The organism is Enterocloster sp. OA13 (genome assembly GCF_022440595.1).
In the GTDB taxonomy this organism is placed as follows: domain Bacteria; phylum Bacillota; class Clostridia; order Lachnospirales; family Lachnospiraceae; genus Enterocloster; species Enterocloster hominis.
In genome coordinates this window covers 228901-247315 of record NZ_JAKNTF010000001.1, presented here as the reverse complement: position 1 = coordinate 247315, position 18415 = coordinate 228901, and the positions used below count along the sequence as shown (strand labels likewise).

At 43.8% G+C, this 18415-nt stretch carries 23 protein-coding genes and 2 pseudogenes; 1 reads left to right on the top strand and 24 read right to left on the bottom strand.

Annotated features, from left to right (window positions below):
* Positions 1 to 158: 158 nt before the first annotated feature.
* From MCJ35_RS01075 to MCJ35_RS00960, 24 genes and pseudogenes are all read right to left on the bottom strand, one after another.
* Complete coding sequence (locus MCJ35_RS01075; RefSeq protein WP_006567827.1) at positions 159 to 749, bottom strand: DUF6550 family protein; 591 nt, start codon at positions 747 to 749, stop codon at positions 159 to 161.
* 72 nt (positions 750 to 821) lie between these two features.
* Positions 822 to 1205, bottom strand: coding sequence for a hypothetical protein (locus MCJ35_RS01070; RefSeq protein WP_330367881.1), 384 nt, complete (start codon positions 1203 to 1205; stop codon positions 822 to 824).
* A 158-nt stretch (positions 1206 to 1363) separates the two neighbouring features.
* Positions 1364 to 1759 (bottom strand): DUF4320 family protein, encoded by a 396-nt coding sequence (locus tag MCJ35_RS01065; RefSeq protein ID WP_008724714.1) that lies wholly within the window; start codon positions 1757 to 1759, stop codon positions 1364 to 1366.
* Positions 1760 to 1785: 26 nt separating this feature from the next.
* Entirely contained in the window at positions 1786 to 2661 is an 876-nt protein-coding gene (locus MCJ35_RS01060; protein WP_006567830.1) for a hypothetical protein, read from the bottom strand.
* A 4-nt stretch (positions 2662 to 2665) separates the two neighbouring features.
* The gene (locus MCJ35_RS01055) at positions 2666 to 3595 is read right to left on the bottom strand and encodes a type II secretion system F family protein (RefSeq protein WP_008724712.1); all 930 of its coding nucleotides are present in this window, start codon (positions 3593 to 3595) and stop codon (positions 2666 to 2668) included.
* A complete protein-coding gene (locus MCJ35_RS01050; protein WP_006567832.1) occupies positions 3592 to 5085 on the bottom strand; it encodes an ATPase, T2SS/T4P/T4SS family in 1494 nt (497 codons plus the stop codon). The genes MCJ35_RS01055 and MCJ35_RS01050 overlap by 4 nt, the downstream gene beginning before the upstream one ends.
* Positions 5079 to 5891 (bottom strand): AAA family ATPase, encoded by an 813-nt coding sequence (locus MCJ35_RS01045; RefSeq protein ID WP_006567833.1) that lies wholly within the window; start codon positions 5889 to 5891, stop codon positions 5079 to 5081. The genes MCJ35_RS01050 and MCJ35_RS01045 overlap by 7 nt, the downstream gene beginning before the upstream one ends.
* Positions 5892 to 6683 (bottom strand): Flp pilus assembly protein CpaB, encoded by a 792-nt coding sequence (cpaB, locus tag MCJ35_RS01040; protein WP_006567834.1) that lies wholly within the window; start codon positions 6681 to 6683, stop codon positions 5892 to 5894.
* Positions 6684 to 6876: 193 nt separating this feature from the next.
* On the bottom strand, positions 6877 to 7284 hold the full coding sequence (locus tag MCJ35_RS01035) for a prepilin peptidase (RefSeq protein WP_006567835.1): 408 nt from the start codon (positions 7282 to 7284) through the stop codon (positions 6877 to 6879).
* Positions 7274 to 7495: a DUF6133 family protein gene (locus MCJ35_RS01030; protein ID WP_006567836.1), complete on the bottom strand. Its 222-nt coding sequence runs from the start codon at positions 7493 to 7495 to the stop codon at positions 7274 to 7276. The genes MCJ35_RS01035 and MCJ35_RS01030 overlap by 11 nt, the downstream gene beginning before the upstream one ends.
* A gap of 108 nt (positions 7496 to 7603) precedes the next feature.
* Positions 7604 to 7915 carry a hypothetical protein gene (locus MCJ35_RS01025; protein ID WP_006567837.1) on the bottom strand — a complete coding sequence of 104 codons (312 nt, stop codon included), beginning with the start codon at positions 7913 to 7915 and terminating at the stop codon, positions 7604 to 7606.
* 148 nt (positions 7916 to 8063) lie between these two features.
* Entirely contained in the window at positions 8064 to 8927 is an 864-nt protein-coding gene (locus tag MCJ35_RS01020; RefSeq protein ID WP_173794383.1) for an SPL family radical SAM protein, read from the bottom strand.
* A 202-nt stretch (positions 8928 to 9129) separates the two neighbouring features.
* Complete coding sequence (locus MCJ35_RS01015) at positions 9130 to 9426, bottom strand: hypothetical protein (protein WP_006567839.1); 297 nt, start codon at positions 9424 to 9426, stop codon at positions 9130 to 9132.
* 188 nt (positions 9427 to 9614) lie between these two features.
* The gene (locus tag MCJ35_RS01010) at positions 9615 to 10058 is read right to left on the bottom strand and encodes a hypothetical protein (protein WP_006567841.1); all 444 of its coding nucleotides are present in this window, start codon (positions 10056 to 10058) and stop codon (positions 9615 to 9617) included.
* A gap of 11 nt (positions 10059 to 10069) precedes the next feature.
* Positions 10070 to 10996 carry a ParM/StbA family protein gene (locus MCJ35_RS01005; RefSeq protein ID WP_006567842.1) on the bottom strand — a complete coding sequence of 309 codons (927 nt, stop codon included), beginning with the start codon at positions 10994 to 10996 and terminating at the stop codon, positions 10070 to 10072.
* Positions 10997 to 11018: 22 nt separating this feature from the next.
* On the bottom strand, positions 11019 to 11222 hold the full coding sequence (locus MCJ35_RS01000) for a hypothetical protein (RefSeq protein WP_006567843.1): 204 nt from the start codon (positions 11220 to 11222) through the stop codon (positions 11019 to 11021).
* Between the two features lie 14 nt (positions 11223 to 11236).
* Complete coding sequence (locus MCJ35_RS00995; protein ID WP_180215615.1) at positions 11237 to 11662, bottom strand: DUF6075 family protein; 426 nt, start codon at positions 11660 to 11662, stop codon at positions 11237 to 11239.
* A 26-nt stretch (positions 11663 to 11688) separates the two neighbouring features.
* Positions 11689 to 11859: pseudogene (locus MCJ35_RS00990) on the bottom strand (helix-turn-helix transcriptional regulator); the annotation flags it as partial.
* Between the two features lie 37 nt (positions 11860 to 11896).
* Complete coding sequence (locus tag MCJ35_RS00985) at positions 11897 to 12982, bottom strand: DUF6017 domain-containing protein (RefSeq protein ID WP_006567846.1); 1086 nt, start codon at positions 12980 to 12982, stop codon at positions 11897 to 11899.
* A 471-nt stretch (positions 12983 to 13453) separates the two neighbouring features.
* A pseudogene (locus MCJ35_RS00980) lies at positions 13454 to 13600 on the bottom strand (galactose ABC transporter ATP-binding protein); the annotation flags it as partial.
* Between the two features lie 73 nt (positions 13601 to 13673).
* Complete coding sequence (locus tag MCJ35_RS00975; protein WP_025483391.1) at positions 13674 to 14810, bottom strand: substrate-binding domain-containing protein; 1137 nt, start codon at positions 14808 to 14810, stop codon at positions 13674 to 13676.
* A 55-nt stretch (positions 14811 to 14865) separates the two neighbouring features.
* On the bottom strand, positions 14866 to 15309 hold the full coding sequence (locus MCJ35_RS00970; RefSeq protein WP_008721565.1) for an RbsD/FucU family protein: 444 nt from the start codon (positions 15307 to 15309) through the stop codon (positions 14866 to 14868).
* Positions 15310 to 15356: 47 nt separating this feature from the next.
* Positions 15357 to 16277, bottom strand: coding sequence for a ribokinase (rbsK, locus tag MCJ35_RS00965; protein WP_008721563.1), 921 nt, complete (start codon positions 16275 to 16277; stop codon positions 15357 to 15359).
* Complete coding sequence (locus MCJ35_RS00960) at positions 16270 to 17322, bottom strand: LacI family DNA-binding transcriptional regulator (protein WP_008721562.1); 1053 nt, start codon at positions 17320 to 17322, stop codon at positions 16270 to 16272. The genes rbsK and MCJ35_RS00960 overlap by 8 nt, the downstream gene beginning before the upstream one ends.
* A 281-nt stretch (positions 17323 to 17603) precedes the next feature.
* Between MCJ35_RS00960 and deoC the strand changes: the two genes are divergently transcribed.
* On the top strand, positions 17604 to 18239 hold the full coding sequence (gene deoC, locus MCJ35_RS00955; protein WP_025483393.1) for a deoxyribose-phosphate aldolase: 636 nt from the start codon (positions 17604 to 17606) through the stop codon (positions 18237 to 18239).
* Positions 18240 to 18415 lie beyond the last annotated feature (176 nt).

Genomic DNA, 18415 nt, shown 5'->3' with positions numbered 1-18415 from the left:
AATTCCCAAATGTTCTCCTTTCCAATGAAAAAGCACAGCCATAAATAGCTGTGCCGAACGATAAAATTTATATCTTTGATTTCTCTCTATGCTTAGCAGGAGGGCGCTACAATTCATAGCCTTTCTGTCATGCATCTATTTAACCAACCTATTGATAATTAATCCATTATCCCAATTTTATTACCGTTTTCATAAATGTTACTGTCTTCAATGCCTTCCCCTTCCCCAATGTCATCAATCCATCCAAAGCCTGGGGCATATATTTTTCCTTCCTGTGACTCACCTTCTGGTGCGGCTCCAGGAACCGTGTCTGTCTCCGGCTGTTTTACTTCATCATGGTTTTCCGGAACCGGCGTGCCCTGCACGCTCTCCCCATCTGGTTTCTGATTAGGATTTTTTAATACTTCTGGATCTGGTTCTTCCGGTTTAGTCACTCTGGGCTGAATATTCTGTACAGGCTGCCCGTTGTCCTTATTTCCCTCTTTTTCCTCCTCTGATTCTTTCTGCTCCTCCGTAGTCTCCGGTTCTTTCTTCGATTCCTCTTCTTTACTTTCAGTCTCTTTTGACTTCTTGTCTAATTCGGACTTTTTGATTTCCGGTTTCACTTCTATTTCTGTAGACTGGCTCTCTGCTAATTTATCCTTTGTTTTTGCTGGCTTTCTGAAATTACTTGCAATCATCACTGCAAGAATAACACAACACACCACGCAACCCGCAATAATCATACCTTTTTTCACTTTATCATTCATATAGTTCTCCTTCCTGGTTCACATTCTGTCGCATCAAACATACTACATTTTTCCAATTCTGTCTATTGAATTCTAAAACACTTCTATATATCCAGCCTGCACTTTTAGCCTGATTTTCATTTCAGGTAGACGTTTTCCCGCAAACTGGACCGGTACTTTTAATGTTACGATTGCATCAATTTCAAATCTCTGTTCATTTTCCGGTGTTCCAGGTGCAAGCGGCGCATTACGTGCAGTAACACTTAAATCCGATATGCTATATTCCAGAACCCCACCTGTATATTTTACATGCCGCCCGGATTCAACTTTTGTTCCAAGGATTTTATCCATTTTTGACAGCACATTTCCTTTATCTACACTATACTTAAAACCTCCATTATTGGGCTGATATCCTCCACTGTATCCTTCCCTGACACCGTGATAAACGTTTGCATAATTATCATTTACAGTTATCATGATAGCCTCCTGTGCCGCGTCCCTTACGCCATTGGCTATGATCTTTAGCCGATAAAACTCCAAAAATCCGCACATTATTAACATCAATACCAATGTAACCGCAATCACAAATGGGAAAGAGGAACCACGCCTATCTTTTAAACAGCAAATCAGGCGCTTCATTTATGATATACCTCACTCTTTCCTGTAGCACTAGCCCTTAAGGTAATTGGAAAGGAACCAAAATTCCCAAATAACCCAAGGTCCCGCTGCAACGTCAATTTTACAGTAATCTCCTGATTTAGTTGGATATTACCCTTTTTTGACCACTCAACTTTAGGATTTAGTCCGGTCCTTTCTCGTAATACCTGTTCCCGCCTAGTGGTCTCAGTTCCGACTCTGCCACTCATTTCAGCCTCACGGCACAATTCCACAGCAAATGTATCTAACTGATTCTTAGCCAAAAAAACCGGAAATACGCTGACCGCCAATGCAATCACCAGCATGGCACACAATACCAGTACGCATATGTCTATATATCCCTCTCCACGATTAGTTTTTAATATTTTTTTCAAGTTCCTTGACCTCCTTTCATTTGGAGCTAGAACATACCTCCTAATGACTTAATGATTTCAAACACGATAATCGCAAGGTAAGTCAATAAGAAGCACATAAGCATGAGAAACGAAAAAACCCTGATTTTAGGCGGTATTTTCTGGGCCTCACTTTTTAATTTCTGTAATTCAAGCTGTTTAAAATCATGAGCAAGCATCTGGAAATATACCACGCTGTTATCTCCACGCAAAACCCCAATCAGTCCTCTGACAACATCAGACAACATTGGAGAGTTTAACCGTGCTTCAAATCGAGTAAGTGCCGCCTCATAACTGGAGGATCTCATGTCTGCCACAAGTACACCTAGCTCCTCCCCAAATTCCGCACCGGCATTTTTTCTAAAATTCTCTACCATTGAAAGCACATCACGGTTATTCTGCAGCTCCTGTTCAAGATTAGCAACAAAACGTGGCAGTTCGTCTTCAATTGACTTTCTTTTCGTCTTTAACATCTCGTCTGCGCGCTGAATTTCCTTAAAGTAAACCATGACAGCAAGAAACACAATAACAGGTGTTAGGAGCGGAAAAAGAAACAAACACGGAATAATGCCAGCCATCAGTAAACCAGCTTTTGTAAGTGCATACGCCTGATATACTTCCGGTGTCATATTAATCCCTGTTGCTTTCAGCACATTTTTCATTCGGCTTTTCCGATATTCGTCCATTCGGATTACATGAGACAATCTCATGGCTCCTTGCAGTAAAAACGTATCTAACGCCGCCGACCCTTTTTTACTATTTCTTCCCCTGTCCAGTAATGCCTTTTCTGTCTTCATATATGGCATTTTTAACAAATCCGCTGCCAGGAAGAACATTCCCAGAAAGAGAAATCCTCCAAATAATAACAGTAATAACACTGACATCTCCCTACCTCCTGTATTCTATCGGTTTTGTCAGCCTGACAACGACCGCAGTAGAGACAAAGATGATTGCCGCAGTAATGGCAAGTATCACCTGTCCCATTGGTGTGTGCATCAAAGTGTCATACCAGCTCTTGTTGAGAAAATAAAGCAGCGGGATATTACCAATCACAAAGATTGCCATCGTGATAAATTCTTTCCTCGGCTCCACAATCAAATATTCCAGTTCAGCATTGACGATACGGATATCGCTTAATTTTGTTACGATTGGTGTCAATGTTGTCTTCAAACTCCGATCATACTGACAATCACACAGGGCATCGCACCATTCGCGGAATACATCATTATCAATTTTCTCCCTCAACTCCTTTAGTGCTTCATGAACATCCGGATTTACTAAGTTGATCCGCACAATAAAATCCTGGAATACCCTCTGGACTGGCGGATTCAAATACTGAATATTTTCCTCTATCGCAGTTAGAATGTCCTCCGTCCGCAGATAGCCCGTCGTAATAACGCTTAATGCTGTCTCCAGCTCTGCGGCTACATTTTTTTTGTAATTACTGGCTGACAGAATTACATACCAAAAAGGGAAGAACATAAATCCAACAGCCATCACCGGAGCCAGAAAAAAATTTCCAATCATGATGGCAACCGAGGCCCCCACAGCAAACAACACCAGGGCGGCAGCACAAATAACCGAAAATTGCTTTTCCCTACCCGTCATTTTAAGTACCTGCTGTGCCTCAATGATTGCCTTTTTCAGAAATCTTGCTTTTTTCCTTTTTGTTACTGTATGGATTTCATTCCGAATATTCTCAGGTTCTTTTGCCAGAAAGCCGAACAGTCCATCTGTAAATTCTATTGGTCGAATCCCCAAAAGAAGAAATCCACCCACTATCATACCAAGGCATGCAAGAAGCTGTATACTTGTCAAGATTCCTCTCCTCCCTCTCCCTTTGAACGGAACCGGTTAAGTGTCTCCATTGGCATCCCATTCTCCAGCAAACGCTTATAAAGCCCATCCGAAATGGAATTCATTACCCTGTGTTTCCCATTAACCACAAAATAATCTCCTTCCAACTGGTTCTCCATGATCTCGTACTGATACAGTGGACGATATCTCCGTGTACCGTCAGGCTTTATCTCGCATTCCATAATCTCCATGATTACCCTCTGCCGGTTTTCCAACTGCTTACAAAAGACTATGATAGGGTATGCTTCGGTCACATATCCCATCAATGTCTCGTCCGACATATCCACGGCACGCTTACACAAGGACACCATACGGCGGTATGTAGCCTCACACGAATTGGAATGGATGGTTGTAACCACCGCCACACCAGTTCTTGCAGCTTCCTGGGCGGCGTTTGCTTCCGCCCCTCTCATTTCTCCGACCACCAGAATATCAGGATTAAATCGAAGCGCAATATCCAAAAGGGCAATCTGGTCAATTCGCTGCCGGTCATTCTCACTGTCTCTTGTAAGAGTGTGGACAACGGAATTTAACACTTTTCCACTTTCCTCCCTTATTAGATCAAGTTCACGGCTACCATTTTCAATAGTAAAAATTCTTTTCCGGTCAGGGATTGTAGTAAGCAACCAGCCGGCCACCGTTGTTTTTCCGGAACTTGTAGCACCTGCAACACACACCGAAATTCCATACCGAATACATTCACTCAAAAAGTCTAACATCTCTCCCGTGGCAGTTCCACCAGAAATAAAATCCTCCTTTTTCATACTCTGGGGATTTACGATTCGGATTGAAGCGGCAAGACCTACCTCTTCATCTACAACTGGAGTTTTTAACACCGCTATACGGATATTTTTAGCCAGTGTTCCAGTCACCACAGGACTTGCATCATCAAGGATAGTTCCTGAAACATGGAGCATCCTGCGGATCACATTAATAGCATGAGAAGGGCTGTCAAAATGTTCTTCCAACTTTTCAGTCCCACCACCGCTGTACTGGATCTCAATATCCTTCCAGCTATTAATGTCTATTTCTTCCACTCCCTCTCCAAAAATGTACTTTGTTAGAAAAGAAAACTCCGCCATTTCCGTGTATAGGTTGTCAACAAGTTCCTGATTTGACATTCCCTGAACTGCAACCCGGTTTTCCTGAACATATTTAGTAATGTAACGCTTCATCTGCCTTTTTACATCATCATTATTTCCATCAGTCAAAAGGGAGCTGTAACGGCTGGCAATGTGTTCCTGTACCTCCTGTAGCACCGTTGCAAAATCTTTCCCCTCCACGGCTGCAAAAAAGAGGTCATCTGCACTCTTACTCACCACTTCTACCGGCTCTCTTGCAACCGGCTCCACTGGGGCTGCCTGTGTTGGCATAAGTTCCTGCATCCGCGAACCCCACTCTGAATTTTTTCCCTCATTAAATACTCCTCGCGTCTTTCTTTCCCCTAACATCCATATACCTCCTTAACAATCTTATCTATTTCATTTTTAAAACCACGGCTTTTTTTCCCCTCCAGACCAATCAACAAATTCCCAGCCATCCCCTGTTCCGTAACTTCGGATGCAGACGGAATCTGAAAACTTACTTTTCCAAGCACCTGTTCCATATGGTTAATGGCTTCCTGCCCCTTTATGTTGTTGATCGTTTTTAAATGCCTCTCTATTCTCCATTTTGGTTCCTGAAGTAACGGTAACTGACTTGCCAGGTAACTGATAGATTTAAGGTCGCAATTTACTATCTGCAGAACAGCATCTGCTTCCATTAGAGAAACTGCCGATAAAATATCGTTAGATATATAACTGCTACAGTCAATAATAATGTATGAGGACAATTCCCGCAGCCCTGTAAGAAATTCCAAAGCCTGTTCCGCTTCATAGGGGGCATAGCTGTATTCATTTTCCCCTCTTAACATGCCAAGCATTGCCAGATACTTTATTTTTTTGTGGACAATACAGTTTTCTTCTATAAGCCCTTTTGTAACATGTGGCGCTGCCAGTACATTGCCAAGGGACCATATGTTTTCTAACTCGTCCATTGGACAGATACAAGGCATCATGGGTAAAGTCATATCGGACAGCACAAGAATTACATTTTTCTTCTTTTCCGCTAAGTGTTTTGCAATCTTCACAGAAACCGTAGTCTTTCCGCATCCAGGGCTACCCCAGACAGCCAGTATCTGGGCCTGATGTTTTCCCACCTCATGCACTTCCTCGCTCTCAGGCTGATTTGCGCGCTTTTTGATTTTAAAGTTCAGCATTTATTCTGCACTCCCTTCTATCTGTTCCTCGGGCTGTCCAGTTTCCGCTTCCGCCGCCTCCGTTTCCGGCGGGTAAAGTTCCTGCAAAGCATGTTCCTGCTCTGTAATAAACTTTGCTGCATTTTCTTTTGTTCCCCTGTATACAAGAGATATGTGCAGGTTCCCGTCCTTCTCCATCATGGCGAGTATCCTGCTCTGTTCCGGTGTTGCCAAGAGTGTCACCGTACTGGGCAGTTCCTTTTCCTCCGGGTCTTCTTCTCCTGTATTGGCATCGTAGCCACTGCCTGCAGTTACAGCAATAACTTCGACATATTTGAGTTCGGGAGGAATCACTGTTTCGCCTTGCTTCTGGTAGTCCGGTGCAATCACAGATACAATATCACCAGATTTGAGTTTTCCGGATAACCCCGTTGCAAAAGATTTGACCGACACGGATATTGCCTGTTTCTCTCCTGATAAATTATATAAGTAGGCATTCTCCGCAGCCGGTTCGTCTGCGACCTTGCTATTAATGATATAATCGCCTGGAGCCATATCTGCAGATGCATATTTCCCAATGACATTTTCTTTATTTTTCATGACTTCAGACGGCAGATTTAAACTTCCCACCTCAACAGTCCTGACCATATCGCCAGTGATTTTATCCCCGATTTTTATATCCTTTACCACCCGCACGATTTCTACCTTTTTACTGACCTCTTTATTAAATAAAGGGGTAACTCCGAAGCAAATGAGCAGTGATACCACAATGCATATTACTCCAAGCACGGTACGGCTTTTTAATATTTTCATACTTATTATCCATTCCTTTCAATCAAATCAAAATTATCGTTTTAAATGCGGCAGGGAATACCTGCCGCCGTGATTACCTCACTAAGTATCTCTTTTTCCTCCGGCATCTGTAAAATGCCAGGACAGCACCCACAAAGGTAATTGGAGCCGCTACACAAATACAATAAAATGCTTTTCTTTTCATTCCATCCTCCTATCCAATCAAATACCCCGCTGCACACCCAGCCGATAAAAAGGGTACTAACGGCACTGCGATAACCTGGGTTTTCTTACATATTTTCAAAAACACAGAATAAGCAAGTACCAGTAATAATCCCAAAATAGTTGCAAAAATCCCTGCTGGAAGTCCCAGGACAAGTCCTGCGGCTGCCATCAGTTTGATATCACCGCCCCCCATTCCTCCGCAAAAAACTGCTGCAAGAAGAAATGGGAGTGCGCTGAAAATCCCCCATAACTGTTCTGGACGAAAAGAAATAGCGGCGGTTAATGCAATTAGCATACATAACAGATCCGGCACGATTCTCTTCTTTAAGTCCGTGACAGATGCCAGCAAAAGCAACAGCAAAAATACAATTGTTTGAACTGCCTTTCTATCCAGCATAGTTAAACATTTCAGTAATACGCCGTGTTAATGTTGGCAGCACTGTATCACCAAACAGTGCATACAGCCCTGCCAGAAGCAGCGCTCCAATCACAACAGCCATTAAAATTTTGATGGCCGTATCAACGAACCCCTCCGCCTTATTGTTGTTAATAGCCGCTTTTACCTTCATTACCTTAGCGATCAGATAGTTTCTCATCTTTGTTTTCATTTACATACCTCCTACTGGTTTTCTAATTTAATTGATTTTCAAAAATAAAAACGGACTGAAGATCAGCCCATTCCATGTGTTTTTCTTAATACCCGCGCCATCATACTCTCAGCGGACTGCCCTGTTATTTTTACTCTTGATCGGGGCATTAACAAATTCCTGCAAGCCATGACCGCACGGTACGTACTGCCTGCGGTTTTCTTCACATAGAAAAATATCATATTTCTTGCCGCCGGCAGCTTTATAAAAAGCTTCATAATCATATGCATATTTTCTCCATGGTTCATCAGTGGATGTCATCCCTAGTTCCCGGTCATCCCGCAGTTTGCATGCGCGTTCCATAAAATCGCCATCTTTATCCTCAAATGTCCTTAATGGATAAAAATGATATCCACCATACTCAAAACTTTTTTTATCCAACGGTTTCCCCTTTTCTGCTAAAGTTCAGTAACCCACTCAAGTCATTTCCCTTACGATTTAGGTTCGTCACGAATCCGGTTCATCTTCACGCCCTTCCTGCCTGTCAGCATATATTTAAAGGAACTTTCATTTCCACTTCTTTATTTCATCATCCGTTATGTAATCGCAGATTACAGCAATCATCCTTATTTGGATTGAAGTTATCTCTCCAATACTCATAATGTTCTGTTACATCTTCGCAAACTGTTATCTCCGGTATCCTGATCTTCTTGATGATTTCCATCTTTTTTTCCAGTGGTAAGTGGCAGTATCCTCCTTGTTTTAACCTGTACCCACTGAAATCAACATCGTGCAGCCAGCTCTTGATCCAGCTATTGACACGCAAAAATTCCACAACACAGCGATTGATCCCTAATGAATTTAGGCTGTCAAAGTCCATGAAATCCTCAATCAAGGGGCTTAACCGGATTGACACATCATATCCCGCAGATTGCAATTTTTTTATTGCCTCTACTCTTTTTGATGGGATACTTGCTTTTTCATAGGTCAAAGCCTTGTTATCATCTAAAGTCGTGACCGTGATTTGTATATGGGCCAGATCCTTGTCCAAAATTTCCAGATATTCGGGCTGTGCGATCAAATGGGATTTTGTTACAATCAGATATCCAACACCACACCGGTTCATTTCACAGATTGTCTCATAAGTCACATGATGTTCCGCTTCAAAAGGCTGAAAGCAGTCTGTCATTCCACCCATGCGCAGGATGGTTCCCGGAGGTATCTTCCGAATCTTCCTCTTAATCTTATCAATATCTGCGATGCTCGGCGCTGATGGGTTCCAAAATCCACGAAAAGACAGAAGTGACCGTGCATAACAATAATCACAATCGTGCTGACAGCCACATCCATACGTATCCAGTCGTACACTGTATTTGCATTTGTCTCCTTCGTTACCTCTTACTTTTTTGTAAAAACTCTTATATTCGCTTCCTATTCCTCCTCTTCTTTTCAATTGGTTGGTCAACTTATTAATCTTTGGAAATGGTTCCCTTTATTGCGGAGTGTAGTACCGCCCTACAATCTCCTGGTAAAGCATCCAGACATGTTCTTTACACTACCCCGCTTCATTTATTTTTCATTATAAGTACCAAGAAAAGCGCAAAAAAAAGCAGGCTGACGAATCAGCCTACCACAGTGATACTCATTATTCACTATTACTTTAACATTTCTTCCATATCCGCTAAATCGGGAAGAATCAACTGGCATTCGCAATCACCATAAATTGCTTCTCCACATACCGGACATTCCTCTATATCACAGCCCAAATGGTGAAAACTCCCAAATGGCGCAAAACAATCTGGGCAGATATCATCTTCGCCAAATACATCCTCAAACCTTTTCTCTGCACCAAAAATGATACGCGGGTAACTCTTTCCATTACAATTGCATATCCCTATTTTACAACCCACATGTTCCAGCATTTCTCCGCCACAAATTTTACAAATAGCCATAATTGTACTCTCCTTGACTTATTAGGAAGGGGTTCCCATGTCTACTAAAAGCATGAAAATATGAAATACAAATAAAAACATACAGCCTATCACTTTGACACTAAATGATACAACTTTTAATATTGCATACGCAATTCCAAGTAATAATTTTCCTATAAATTTTATCATAGCACATAATATGGTCATATTCAATCTTCTCCTTCGTCTTCAAATCCAGTGAATGAACTATAGAAATTAAGCAGATTAAAATCCTTTTCTGTCGCCTGGTTCGCCGTCTCCGCTGATCGTTCACTCTCACTTTGGGGTTCCTGTTCCTCTTTTGCTTTCGTGTCACTTCCAGTAACTGCAGGAATAGTAGTCGTCTGCACTGATCTCAGTACGTCTTCCAATGCACGTTTTGTCAGTTCACGGAAGTATTCCTCTTGCTCTCTTATGTTTGAGAGGATACTTTCCAATTTCTCATATTCAGCCTTCTGCTTCAGATACTCTGAATAATAGATTACCGCCTCGGCAATATAGTCATTTTGAGAAGTAAACAGCTCCCGGTTGTACTCTTCCAGACAGGTAAGTGCCTGGAAATGTACCGGGTTATTTTTATAAAGCCGAAGCGTTGTAACATATTTATCGTCCATTTATGGCCTCCTTAACCGGCCATATTCTGCCTGGCCTTCCATATGCTCTTTAAAGTTTCTTCATATCCTCTTGCATTTGCATGTATATCCGGAATACAGATTACGTCCTTACCCTCGTTATCACCAAAATTCTGCATGATTGCGGCTCCTCCACCCATAAAGATTATTTTTTCCAAATGCAGATTGTATCCGTGCTTTTTTATCAAGCTATAGATGTATTCCGTATATTGGTTCAATGCCTTTCGGATTACACGAAGATAGGCTTCGTCACCCGCATATGTACCTGTCCGCATTATCGTTTCAATGATATATGGTTTGGCTTTTTCCCCAAACTCAGCCATTAATGCCTCATTTACATTGGATATACACTTTATTGTACCATTATTATCTATAATAGGCTGTGCTCCACTGGGTCGCATATTTTCTATTGGAACTCCATCAACGGTTCCTCCTCCTATATCTACCAGAAGGCAGGATTTTCCCTGTGTCTCTGCCAATATATCTGTGATTGCTGCAAACCCCTGCATATATACGCTCACGCCTTCCAGAAAGACATTGAACCCTTCTCCCTGATAACGAAAAGATAACTCCCTTTCCCTGCCCAAGTATTTCCTGAATGCTTTCATTTGCGATTCATACCACCTCGGTGGTAATCCTGTAGCCAGCCTGACCGCCGCCTGATTCTTTCCTCTGGCTTTCAATTCAGCGGCAAGTGATGCCAATGTGAGAATGTAGTAATCATCGTCCACTGTTTTATCAACTTTTGTATCCACATCTTCCCTACTGCCACCGATTGAGTAATACTTACCTTTAAACTCCAAAATCTGATTTAGATTACTGGGCTTCACCTTATTCTGTGTTACTGTAGACAAAAATGCGGTATTCGCCGTTTTCATCTGTCTGTTACCATGGTCGATTCCAAGTATTTCTCTATCCATAATGACTGTCTCCTCCTTATGTTTAATATTCTCCAGAATGTTCCAAAAGTTCGACTTCTTCAACCGCTTCTCCGAAACCCTCATCATCTTCCCAATCTGGTTCATGTTGCTTTAATATAATAACAAGATTTCCCTTGTCATTATTCTCAAAACCCACATAGCAATCTTCTGATTCTTTTCCTAACTGTAATAACTCCATGATTTGGTCAATCTTATACATTTTCATCGTTTCTACCTCCTCTATATGTCATAACGCAGTTTAACGGCTTCCAGAAAATATTTTGCATATGGGCAATCAAAGATTTCTTCAACAGCATAATCTGAACTGTCTTCCCCTATATGATATCCTTCTATTGAATCGTCCCGTTTTACTTCCTGCGAAAATCCAGTATAGAGGTTAATCGCCAGCCGTGTTACCTTCACAGAAGCAGATGTCTGCCACCCAGCGAATAAAACCAACGGATTCACCTGAAAAGTTCTTTGATCCACAATATTTGAAAAAGCTGCCCTTGTCTTGTCACAGATACCAAGAGTATATATCATAGCAATTTCTTCACTGTCCCTGCGTGAATTTGGAAGTTCCCGCACCTTTTCATAAAAGAAACGCTCATGTGCTTCATCGGCAAATACTATGTCCATTACCTCCAGCTTGTTAATATCAAACATATTTTCCTCCACTTCTTATTTGGCAGTTATAATTCCTGCAGGATAGATTCAATATTCTCGTTAAATATCTTTTGCAAGACTAAAATGACTTTGTAGGACGGCTTTTGTTGCCCGTATTCAATTCTCTGATATGTGCGGAGACTGATATCCAGCTTGTCCGCCAATTCCCACTGTGTCAAATTCTTCTCTATGCGTAATTGTCTAACCCTAGTAACTGCTCATCACCCCCTTTGCTCATGCATATTGAGGGGAGATGTCACCATTCATCACCACTTGATTCATAACGGAATTACTTAATGTGAATGTCGCATTATATAAGGCGGTTAGCAACACTGCACGCATATTCCTGATTTTTGTTTTCGTCTCTGACAGGTTATTTAAAATAAACTGTATTCTAAACATATCTAATTTCCAAAACACCGATTTAACAATGGCTGTTGGTTTTTCTTCCTGGTTAATACGAATCGTATCCTTCGTTGAAGTCAGTACGTCAACTGCAATTCCCACAATTTCATCCAGACGATCAATATCAAAGGGACGATCAATACATAACGCATCGTATCCAATCTTTTCTCTAAATGCCTGTAACGTTTTTTGATAGGACTGGACTGGATTGGTATAATCTGTCGTTGAAATATCTGTGTTAATATCTGTATTTGTCTGCCTGTTACCAGATAGTGCTGTACCTTCTGAAAAGTGGCACCTGCTATTTTGCGGCGTGGCAGGTATCTCTTTTTTGGGTGATACCCTCTCTCTTTTTGGGGAGACAGCTCCCTCACCAATGACTGCCATCTCACTATTATTCACAGTAAAGCACTGTCCTTCAACGATTTCCTCTACAATGTCTTCCCCCCTGTCTCCCATAGAAGGGATAGGGGCATCATAACAGTGCGGATACGTTAATTCTTTCAATTTCTCAACAATCAACTCAATATACAGTACATTATTTACAACAAGTCCATTCAAGTTTATTGTCCTGAATACTCTTTTTATTACGCCTAATTTCTCCAAAAAGATGATTGCATTAGTAGCTTCTTTTTTACTCAATCCAAACTGTTCCGCAATCTGTTGATAACTTCTCTGGAGTAAATCAGCTTTAAATTTTTTACGAATTGCAATGATCTGTCCAGTGCTTTCGTCCCTCAATTCAGTAGGACGATACCAATAGACAATATCTGATAATATAACGATTGCAGCCAAATGCGGTTTTCCCGTCTCTTTAACAATCGTCTTATACCATGCTTGTGGTGTAATGTTGCCGGTAATACTGATTTCGGCACTTGCATCTACGATTCGATTTCCTGTCGTATACTCTCGCATCACGCTCACCTGCCCTTCTTTTCAAGAGAAGTACAGATGGTGCGTAATCTTTCGTCTGATTTCTTTGCTGTCACAGCCAACGAAATACTTACGACCATTGGCAACACTATCAAAAAAATAATCACAATAAATAGTATCTGCATACCCTTTTCCTCCTAAAATGCATAAGAGGACTAAGGTCAGCTAACAAAGTTGCTTCACTTAGTCCTCTATATTCATTTATTTTTAACAGCGCTGTTCTCCCGAAAGAGAGTTTTTACTTCGGACGAAGCAAAAGAAAAGGATATTTGGAATAGGACTAAGTATAAGCAGGTCCCAAACCACCCGGTTGCGACCCCTAGCCTTAAAATATCCCACTCTTTGGAAAACGACACTGGATTTTTAATGAAAAAGCAGTTCGATTGTGGTATAATAAATTAAGACCAAAGTAGCCGCAAACCCTTGATTTCATTGGGTTCCTTGCTAACTTGGTCTTATTATAACACGGTCACCGGCTCCGTTCTCGCCTACCAGTGCACGGACCTCGCCTTTTTTTATCTCGAAGCTGACATCATTCAGTGCCGTCACGCCGGGATAAAACTTACTGATATGTTCAATCTTTAAAATCGTATCCTGCATTGACTTATCCCCTTTTATAAAAAGGAGGCAGTCCTAAAACAGCCTCCTTTTAACAGTAACTGAAACCCATGGATTACTTTTTGAGACGTGTCGGATCAAGGAGATCCTGCATATCCTTATCATTCATGTTGGCACTTGTGATGACAACAGGAGGACAGTTCACCTGTTTGGCGGACTCTGGATTTGACCCGTTAATTAACGTCTGAATGGCATTCTCCATGCACTTGTAGCCCTGTGCGTAGGCATCCTGGACAATGATTGCATCCAGGGAACCATTTCCAAGAGCAGCAATCTCAGTGTCATCTGAGTCAACTGCAACGGAAACAATCTTGTCGCCGATTCCGGCTGCCTGTACTGCCAGGCACACGCCGTCGCCGGTAATGTTGTTGCCGGAATACATACCGATCAGTTCTGAACCAAAGGTGGAAATGATATTCTCAGCATTGGCCTGTGATGTCTCCACCACGTTGCCGTTGTAATATGTATCGGTCAGGGTAAGTTCGGGGGCATTGGCTGCCATGTAGTCGCGGAAGCTCTGGATACGGTGGTTCAACGCCTCGTTCTCAACGTTCATGTTGATGCCGATGGTTCCCTTGGTCTTGTCCATCCCCTTGGCATCCATTGCATCCAGAAAGGCCTGGGCAGCCATCTCCCCGATGGTGTCATTGGAGCAGTAATAGAACTGGTTGTAGTCCTCCTCATGGGCGCCGTCATCCCCAACCCCAAGGCCGCAGTTGACAAAGTTCAGCACAATCCCGTTCTGGGTTGCTTCCTTTGCCTTCGGGACCGTTGCGTCGATAGCAAGAGTGGCTGTGACGATTGCGTCCGGTTTCTTGGCAATACACTGTTCAAATGCAGTTACATAGTCCTCTGTCTGGCTTTCCTCAGCCGGTCCCACGGTGGAGAATTCAATCTTAACCCCTTCCTTCTCCTCCATGTCCTTCATGGCGTTCTCAATCCCAATGCCCACATAGGTCCAGAACTGGGACGCGGTGGACGGCGTCAAATAAATGATGCTGTAGGTCTTGCCTTCTGCTGATTCCGGGGCCTTGGTATCTTCCGCCTTAGCCTCTGCCTTGGTGTCCTGGGCAGCCGGTGCAGCGGTGGATGCCGGTGCGTCCGCCTTCTTGCCTCCGCATGCAGCCAGCGATAATACCATGGCTGATGCCAGCAGGACTGATGTTGCTTTCTTTGCTAAACCTTTCTTCATAAGTTAATCCTCCTTCTCTAAATAAACGACTGTTCCCCAACAATCATTGGTTACATTACATGACACCCTTCTGCAAGATAAAGCATCCGTAAGGCTGGCGTTCGCTGGTGCACACGGTCACATAAGCCCGGCCGGCCTTCTCATAAAACTTACTGCGCTCAATCTCCCCCACAATCTTCGGCGCATACCCGTTCTTAACCACTGCATCAATTGCATCGTCCCACACCTTTGGCCTGTCCATGGAAATGCCGGAGTCCTTGTCAGGAATCATGTATTCCACCGGATATTCGCAGTAATCCACATCCAGAGGCATCAGCTTTAAGATGTCCTCAATCATATCCGCGGCGCTGTTGCCCTTGGCCTGTATGCTGACCCCGCCCGGGGTCTTGGTGATGGGCGGATAAAAATCATCCGCGATGATGAGTAAATCCCCATGGCCCATGTCGGCCAGGGCTTTTAACAGGTCTGAACTGATTCTTGTAGGTATACCTTTTAACATATTCATTTCCTCCTCATTCTGTCACTCAGCGTCTGTTCCCCAGGCGCTTAGTTTCTCTCTAAAAATGCATCTATGTCCTCACGCACCGGCATGGACGGGGTGGTCCCCAGCTTCTGGACCGACAACGCAGCAAGTCCATTGGCAAACCGCACTGCTTCCCATATATCCTTCCCCTCCGCAAGGGCTGCCAGGAGGCCTCCGTTAAAGGCGTCCCCTGCCCCGGTAGTATCAACGGCATCCACCTTAAATGCGGGCACAATCTCTTCCCTGCCGTCCGATGAAACAAATACCCCCCTTGATCCAAGGGTTATGATGACCTTCTTCACACCCTTGTCATAGAAGAACCCTGCCGCCTTCCTGGCGGACTCCAAATCCGATACCGGGATACCGGTCAGTTCCTCTGCCTCCACCTCGTTGGGCGTCACCATGTAAACCTTGGACAGGAACTCATCCGTTATGGCGGAATACGGCGCCGTGTTCACAATCACCTTACATCCATAGCGGGCCGCCATGTCCACCACCATCTCATTGGCATCCTGGTTCACTTCCAATTGAAGGAGGACATACTCGGATTCCTTAATAATGGATTCAATACTGTCAATCTCCTCCCTGGTAATGGTATTGCAGGCGCCCGGTACAATGATGATCTCATTCTGGCTGGTGTTCTCGTCCACCAGGATCAGGGCAATTCCTGTCTCCTTGTCATCTGAGAAAAAGATGTGGTCCTTGTCCATCCCCAGTTCTGTCATGGTATCAAGTGCAACATTGGCAAAGCTGTCCCTTCCAAGCTTTGTCATCATGATCACATCTGCCCCTGCCTTGTGTGCGGCAACGCACTGGTTAAATCCCTTTCCCCCTGGCCCCATCTTGAACATGGAACCCTTCACCGTCTCCCCCGGTACCGGAAGGTGCGGGCTTCTCGCCATCAGGTCAACTACAAAACTGCCAAATACAGCAACCTTACTCATCCTGTTTCTCCTCCTGAAATTCTTTATGTTTTTCTGAGCCGCGCTTAATCAGGCCCGTCTTTACCAGATTCCTCTGTATAATCAGCTTTTCCCCCATCATCTCCTCTCCGTCCTGGAACCTTCTCTCCAGAATCCTCATGGCCTCGCATCCCATCTCATAGACGGGTCTTGTAACGGCAGTCAGATGTGTGTCCGTGTATTCCAGTTCCTTGATGTCGTCAAATCCCACCACCGATATGTCCCTGCCCAGCTTAAGGCGGCGTTCCTTCAGGCATCTTAAGCATCCCAGGGTGGTCATGTTATTCGATGAAAATACTGCCGTGGGCGGGTCATCCATGTCCAGAAGCTTCATCATGGCCTTGTAAGAATCCTCTTCCATGAAGTTGCCGCATATGATGTAATCCTTGTTGACAGGTATCCCGTGATTCTCCAGCGCTTTCTTATATCCCTTCAGGCGCTCATGGCCCGGCCTGGAGGTGCTTGGGCCTGTGATGATGGCTATCTTCCTGTGGCCTTCCTGTATCAGGCACTCCACTGCCCCGGCAGCGCCCTCCGCGTCCTCGGAAAACACCCCGTCAAACCTTCCGTTCCTGATATCCCGGTCAATGAGCACCACCGGAACCCCCTGGGCCTCAAACTCTTCCAGCCTTAAAGCAGTCTCCTGGTCGCACTCCGACACAGGGATTATGATCAGGCCCTTTATCATCTCAATCTTCAGGGAATCCAGTATCTTGTGTTCCCGCTGCGTATTCTCCGCCGTACCGAACATGAACACGTTGTAATCATTATCCATGGCCTTGTCGGATATCCCATGAAGAATCTTGCTGAAAAACGGATTCTCAATATCCGGGACCATAAACGCGATGTTCCTGGATATCCCCACGCTCAGGTTGCGCGCCACCATGTTGGGGGAGTAATTCTTACCCTTGATGACTTCCAATATCTTATTCCTTGTCTCCTCCTTCACGTTCCTGTGGTTGTTCAGGACCCTGGAAACGGTGGCCGGGGAAACGCCTGCCTCTTTGGCAATATCATATATGTTCATACACTCTTCCCATACATCCAATCTTTTTTGAAACCGCTTTCATCATTACAATTTTAAAATAGCATATTTTCTCCCCCTTGTCAACATTAATTTATATTTTTATTGTGCAAATTACATCATTTTTCAAAATTATTTACACTATTTTGTGCAATTATCACATCATATTTTACTGCTTTTCATTTCATAATTCGTGTAACCGATTTCACTTGAAAATATTTATGGTTTGTGCTATGCTTTTAATATCAAAAATCGGCTCTGCTGTAAAAAAAGGAGAGAAAATAATGGAAATTGCAAAAATGATTGACCACACCATGCTGAAGGCTGACGCCACGACCGAAACCATCACACGCTACTGCGGGGAAGCCCGGGAACACGGCTTTGCCTCCGTATGCGTCAACAGCTGTCATGTTCCCTTGGTATCGTCCCTGTTAAAGGGTTCCGATGTCAAGACCTGCTGTGTGGTAGGTTTCCCCCTGGGAGCCATGCTCACCACGGCCAAGGCATACGAGGCCGCGCAATCCGTGAAGGCCGGCGCCCATGAAGTCGACATGGTCATCAATATCGGCGCTGTCAAAGATAAGAACTGGGATTTTGTAAGGGATGACATCAAGGCAGTGGTTGAGGCGTCCAAGCCCGCCATCGTAAAAGTAATCATAGAGACATGCCTTCTGACAGACGAGGAGAAGGTAAAGGCCTGCCAGCTGTCCGAGGAAGCAGGCGCTGCCTTCGTAAAGACCTCCACCGGATTTTCCACTGGAGGAGCCACCCTCGAGGACATAAGACTCATGTGCAGGACAGTAGGCGACAGACTCCAGGTAAAGGCCAGCGGCGGCATCCGCACACCGGAATTTGCAAAAGAACTGGTGGAAGCCGGAGCAGACCGGATTGGTGCCGGTAACGGTATTGTCCTGCTGTAAAGCTATATATCCCCTTTTTAAGCGCCACATGCAGCCATCCAGGCTGTGTGTGGCGCTTTCCATTACCATGAATGGAAATGAAATCCAAATCACTTTATACTTTTTTATAAAAGTTTATACTTTCTTTATATTTTATTCATAGGACGGTGTTTCTCCATCTGTTATAATTTTATGTG

Excerpts from the sequence above, each read along its gene's own strand:
- MCJ35_RS01000 (WP_006567843.1), bottom strand. The coding sequence starts at position 11,222 with ATGAAAATGTATAAGATTGACCAAATCATGGAGTTATTACAGTTAGGA.
- MCJ35_RS01075 (WP_006567827.1), bottom strand. The coding sequence starts at position 749 with ATGAATGATAAAGTGAAAAAAGGTATGATTATTGCGGGTTGCGTGGTG.
- MCJ35_RS01035 (WP_006567835.1), bottom strand. The coding sequence starts at position 7,284 with ATGCTGGATAGAAAGGCAGTTCAAACAATTGTATTTTTGCTGTTGCTT.
- MCJ35_RS00995 (WP_180215615.1), bottom strand. The coding sequence starts at position 11,662 with ATGTTTGATATTAACAAGCTGGAGGTAATGGACATAGTATTTGCCGAT.
- MCJ35_RS00975 (WP_025483391.1), bottom strand. The coding sequence starts at position 14,810 with ATGAAGAAAGGTTTAGCAAAGAAAGCAACATCAGTCCTGCTGGCATCA.
- MCJ35_RS00970 (WP_008721565.1), bottom strand. The coding sequence starts at position 15,309 with ATGTTAAAAGGTATACCTACAAGAATCAGTTCAGACCTGTTAAAAGCC.
- MCJ35_RS01070 (WP_330367881.1), bottom strand. The coding sequence starts at position 1,205 with ATGATAACTGTAAATGATAATTATGCAAACGTTTATCACGGTGTCAGG.
- MCJ35_RS01045 (WP_006567833.1), bottom strand. The coding sequence starts at position 5,891 with ATGCTGAACTTTAAAATCAAAAAGCGCGCAAATCAGCCTGAGAGCGAG.
- MCJ35_RS01060 (WP_006567830.1), bottom strand. The coding sequence starts at position 2,661 with ATGTCAGTGTTATTACTGTTATTATTTGGAGGATTTCTCTTTCTGGGA.
- deoC (WP_025483393.1), top strand. The coding sequence starts at position 17,604 with ATGGAAATTGCAAAAATGATTGACCACACCATGCTGAAGGCTGACGCC.
- MCJ35_RS01030 (WP_006567836.1), bottom strand. The coding sequence starts at position 7,495 with ATGAAAACAAAGATGAGAAACTATCTGATCGCTAAGGTAATGAAGGTA.
- MCJ35_RS00960 (WP_008721562.1), bottom strand. The coding sequence starts at position 17,322 with ATGAACATATATGATATTGCCAAAGAGGCAGGCGTTTCCCCGGCCACC.
- cpaB (WP_006567834.1), bottom strand. The coding sequence starts at position 6,683 with ATGAAAATATTAAAAAGCCGTACCGTGCTTGGAGTAATATGCATTGTG.
- MCJ35_RS01015 (WP_006567839.1), bottom strand. The coding sequence starts at position 9,426 with ATGGCTATTTGTAAAATTTGTGGCGGAGAAATGCTGGAACATGTGGGT.
- MCJ35_RS01050 (WP_006567832.1), bottom strand. The coding sequence starts at position 5,085 with ATGTTAGGGGAAAGAAAGACGCGAGGAGTATTTAATGAGGGAAAAAAT.
- MCJ35_RS01005 (WP_006567842.1), bottom strand. The coding sequence starts at position 10,996 with ATGGATAGAGAAATACTTGGAATCGACCATGGTAACAGACAGATGAAA.
- MCJ35_RS00985 (WP_006567846.1), bottom strand. The coding sequence starts at position 12,982 with ATGCGAGAGTATACGACAGGAAATCGAATCGTAGATGCAAGTGCCGAA.
- rbsK (WP_008721563.1), bottom strand. The coding sequence starts at position 16,277 with ATGAGTAAGGTTGCTGTATTTGGCAGTTTTGTAGTTGACCTGATGGCG.
- MCJ35_RS01010 (WP_006567841.1), bottom strand. The coding sequence starts at position 10,058 with ATGGACGATAAATATGTTACAACGCTTCGGCTTTATAAAAATAACCCG.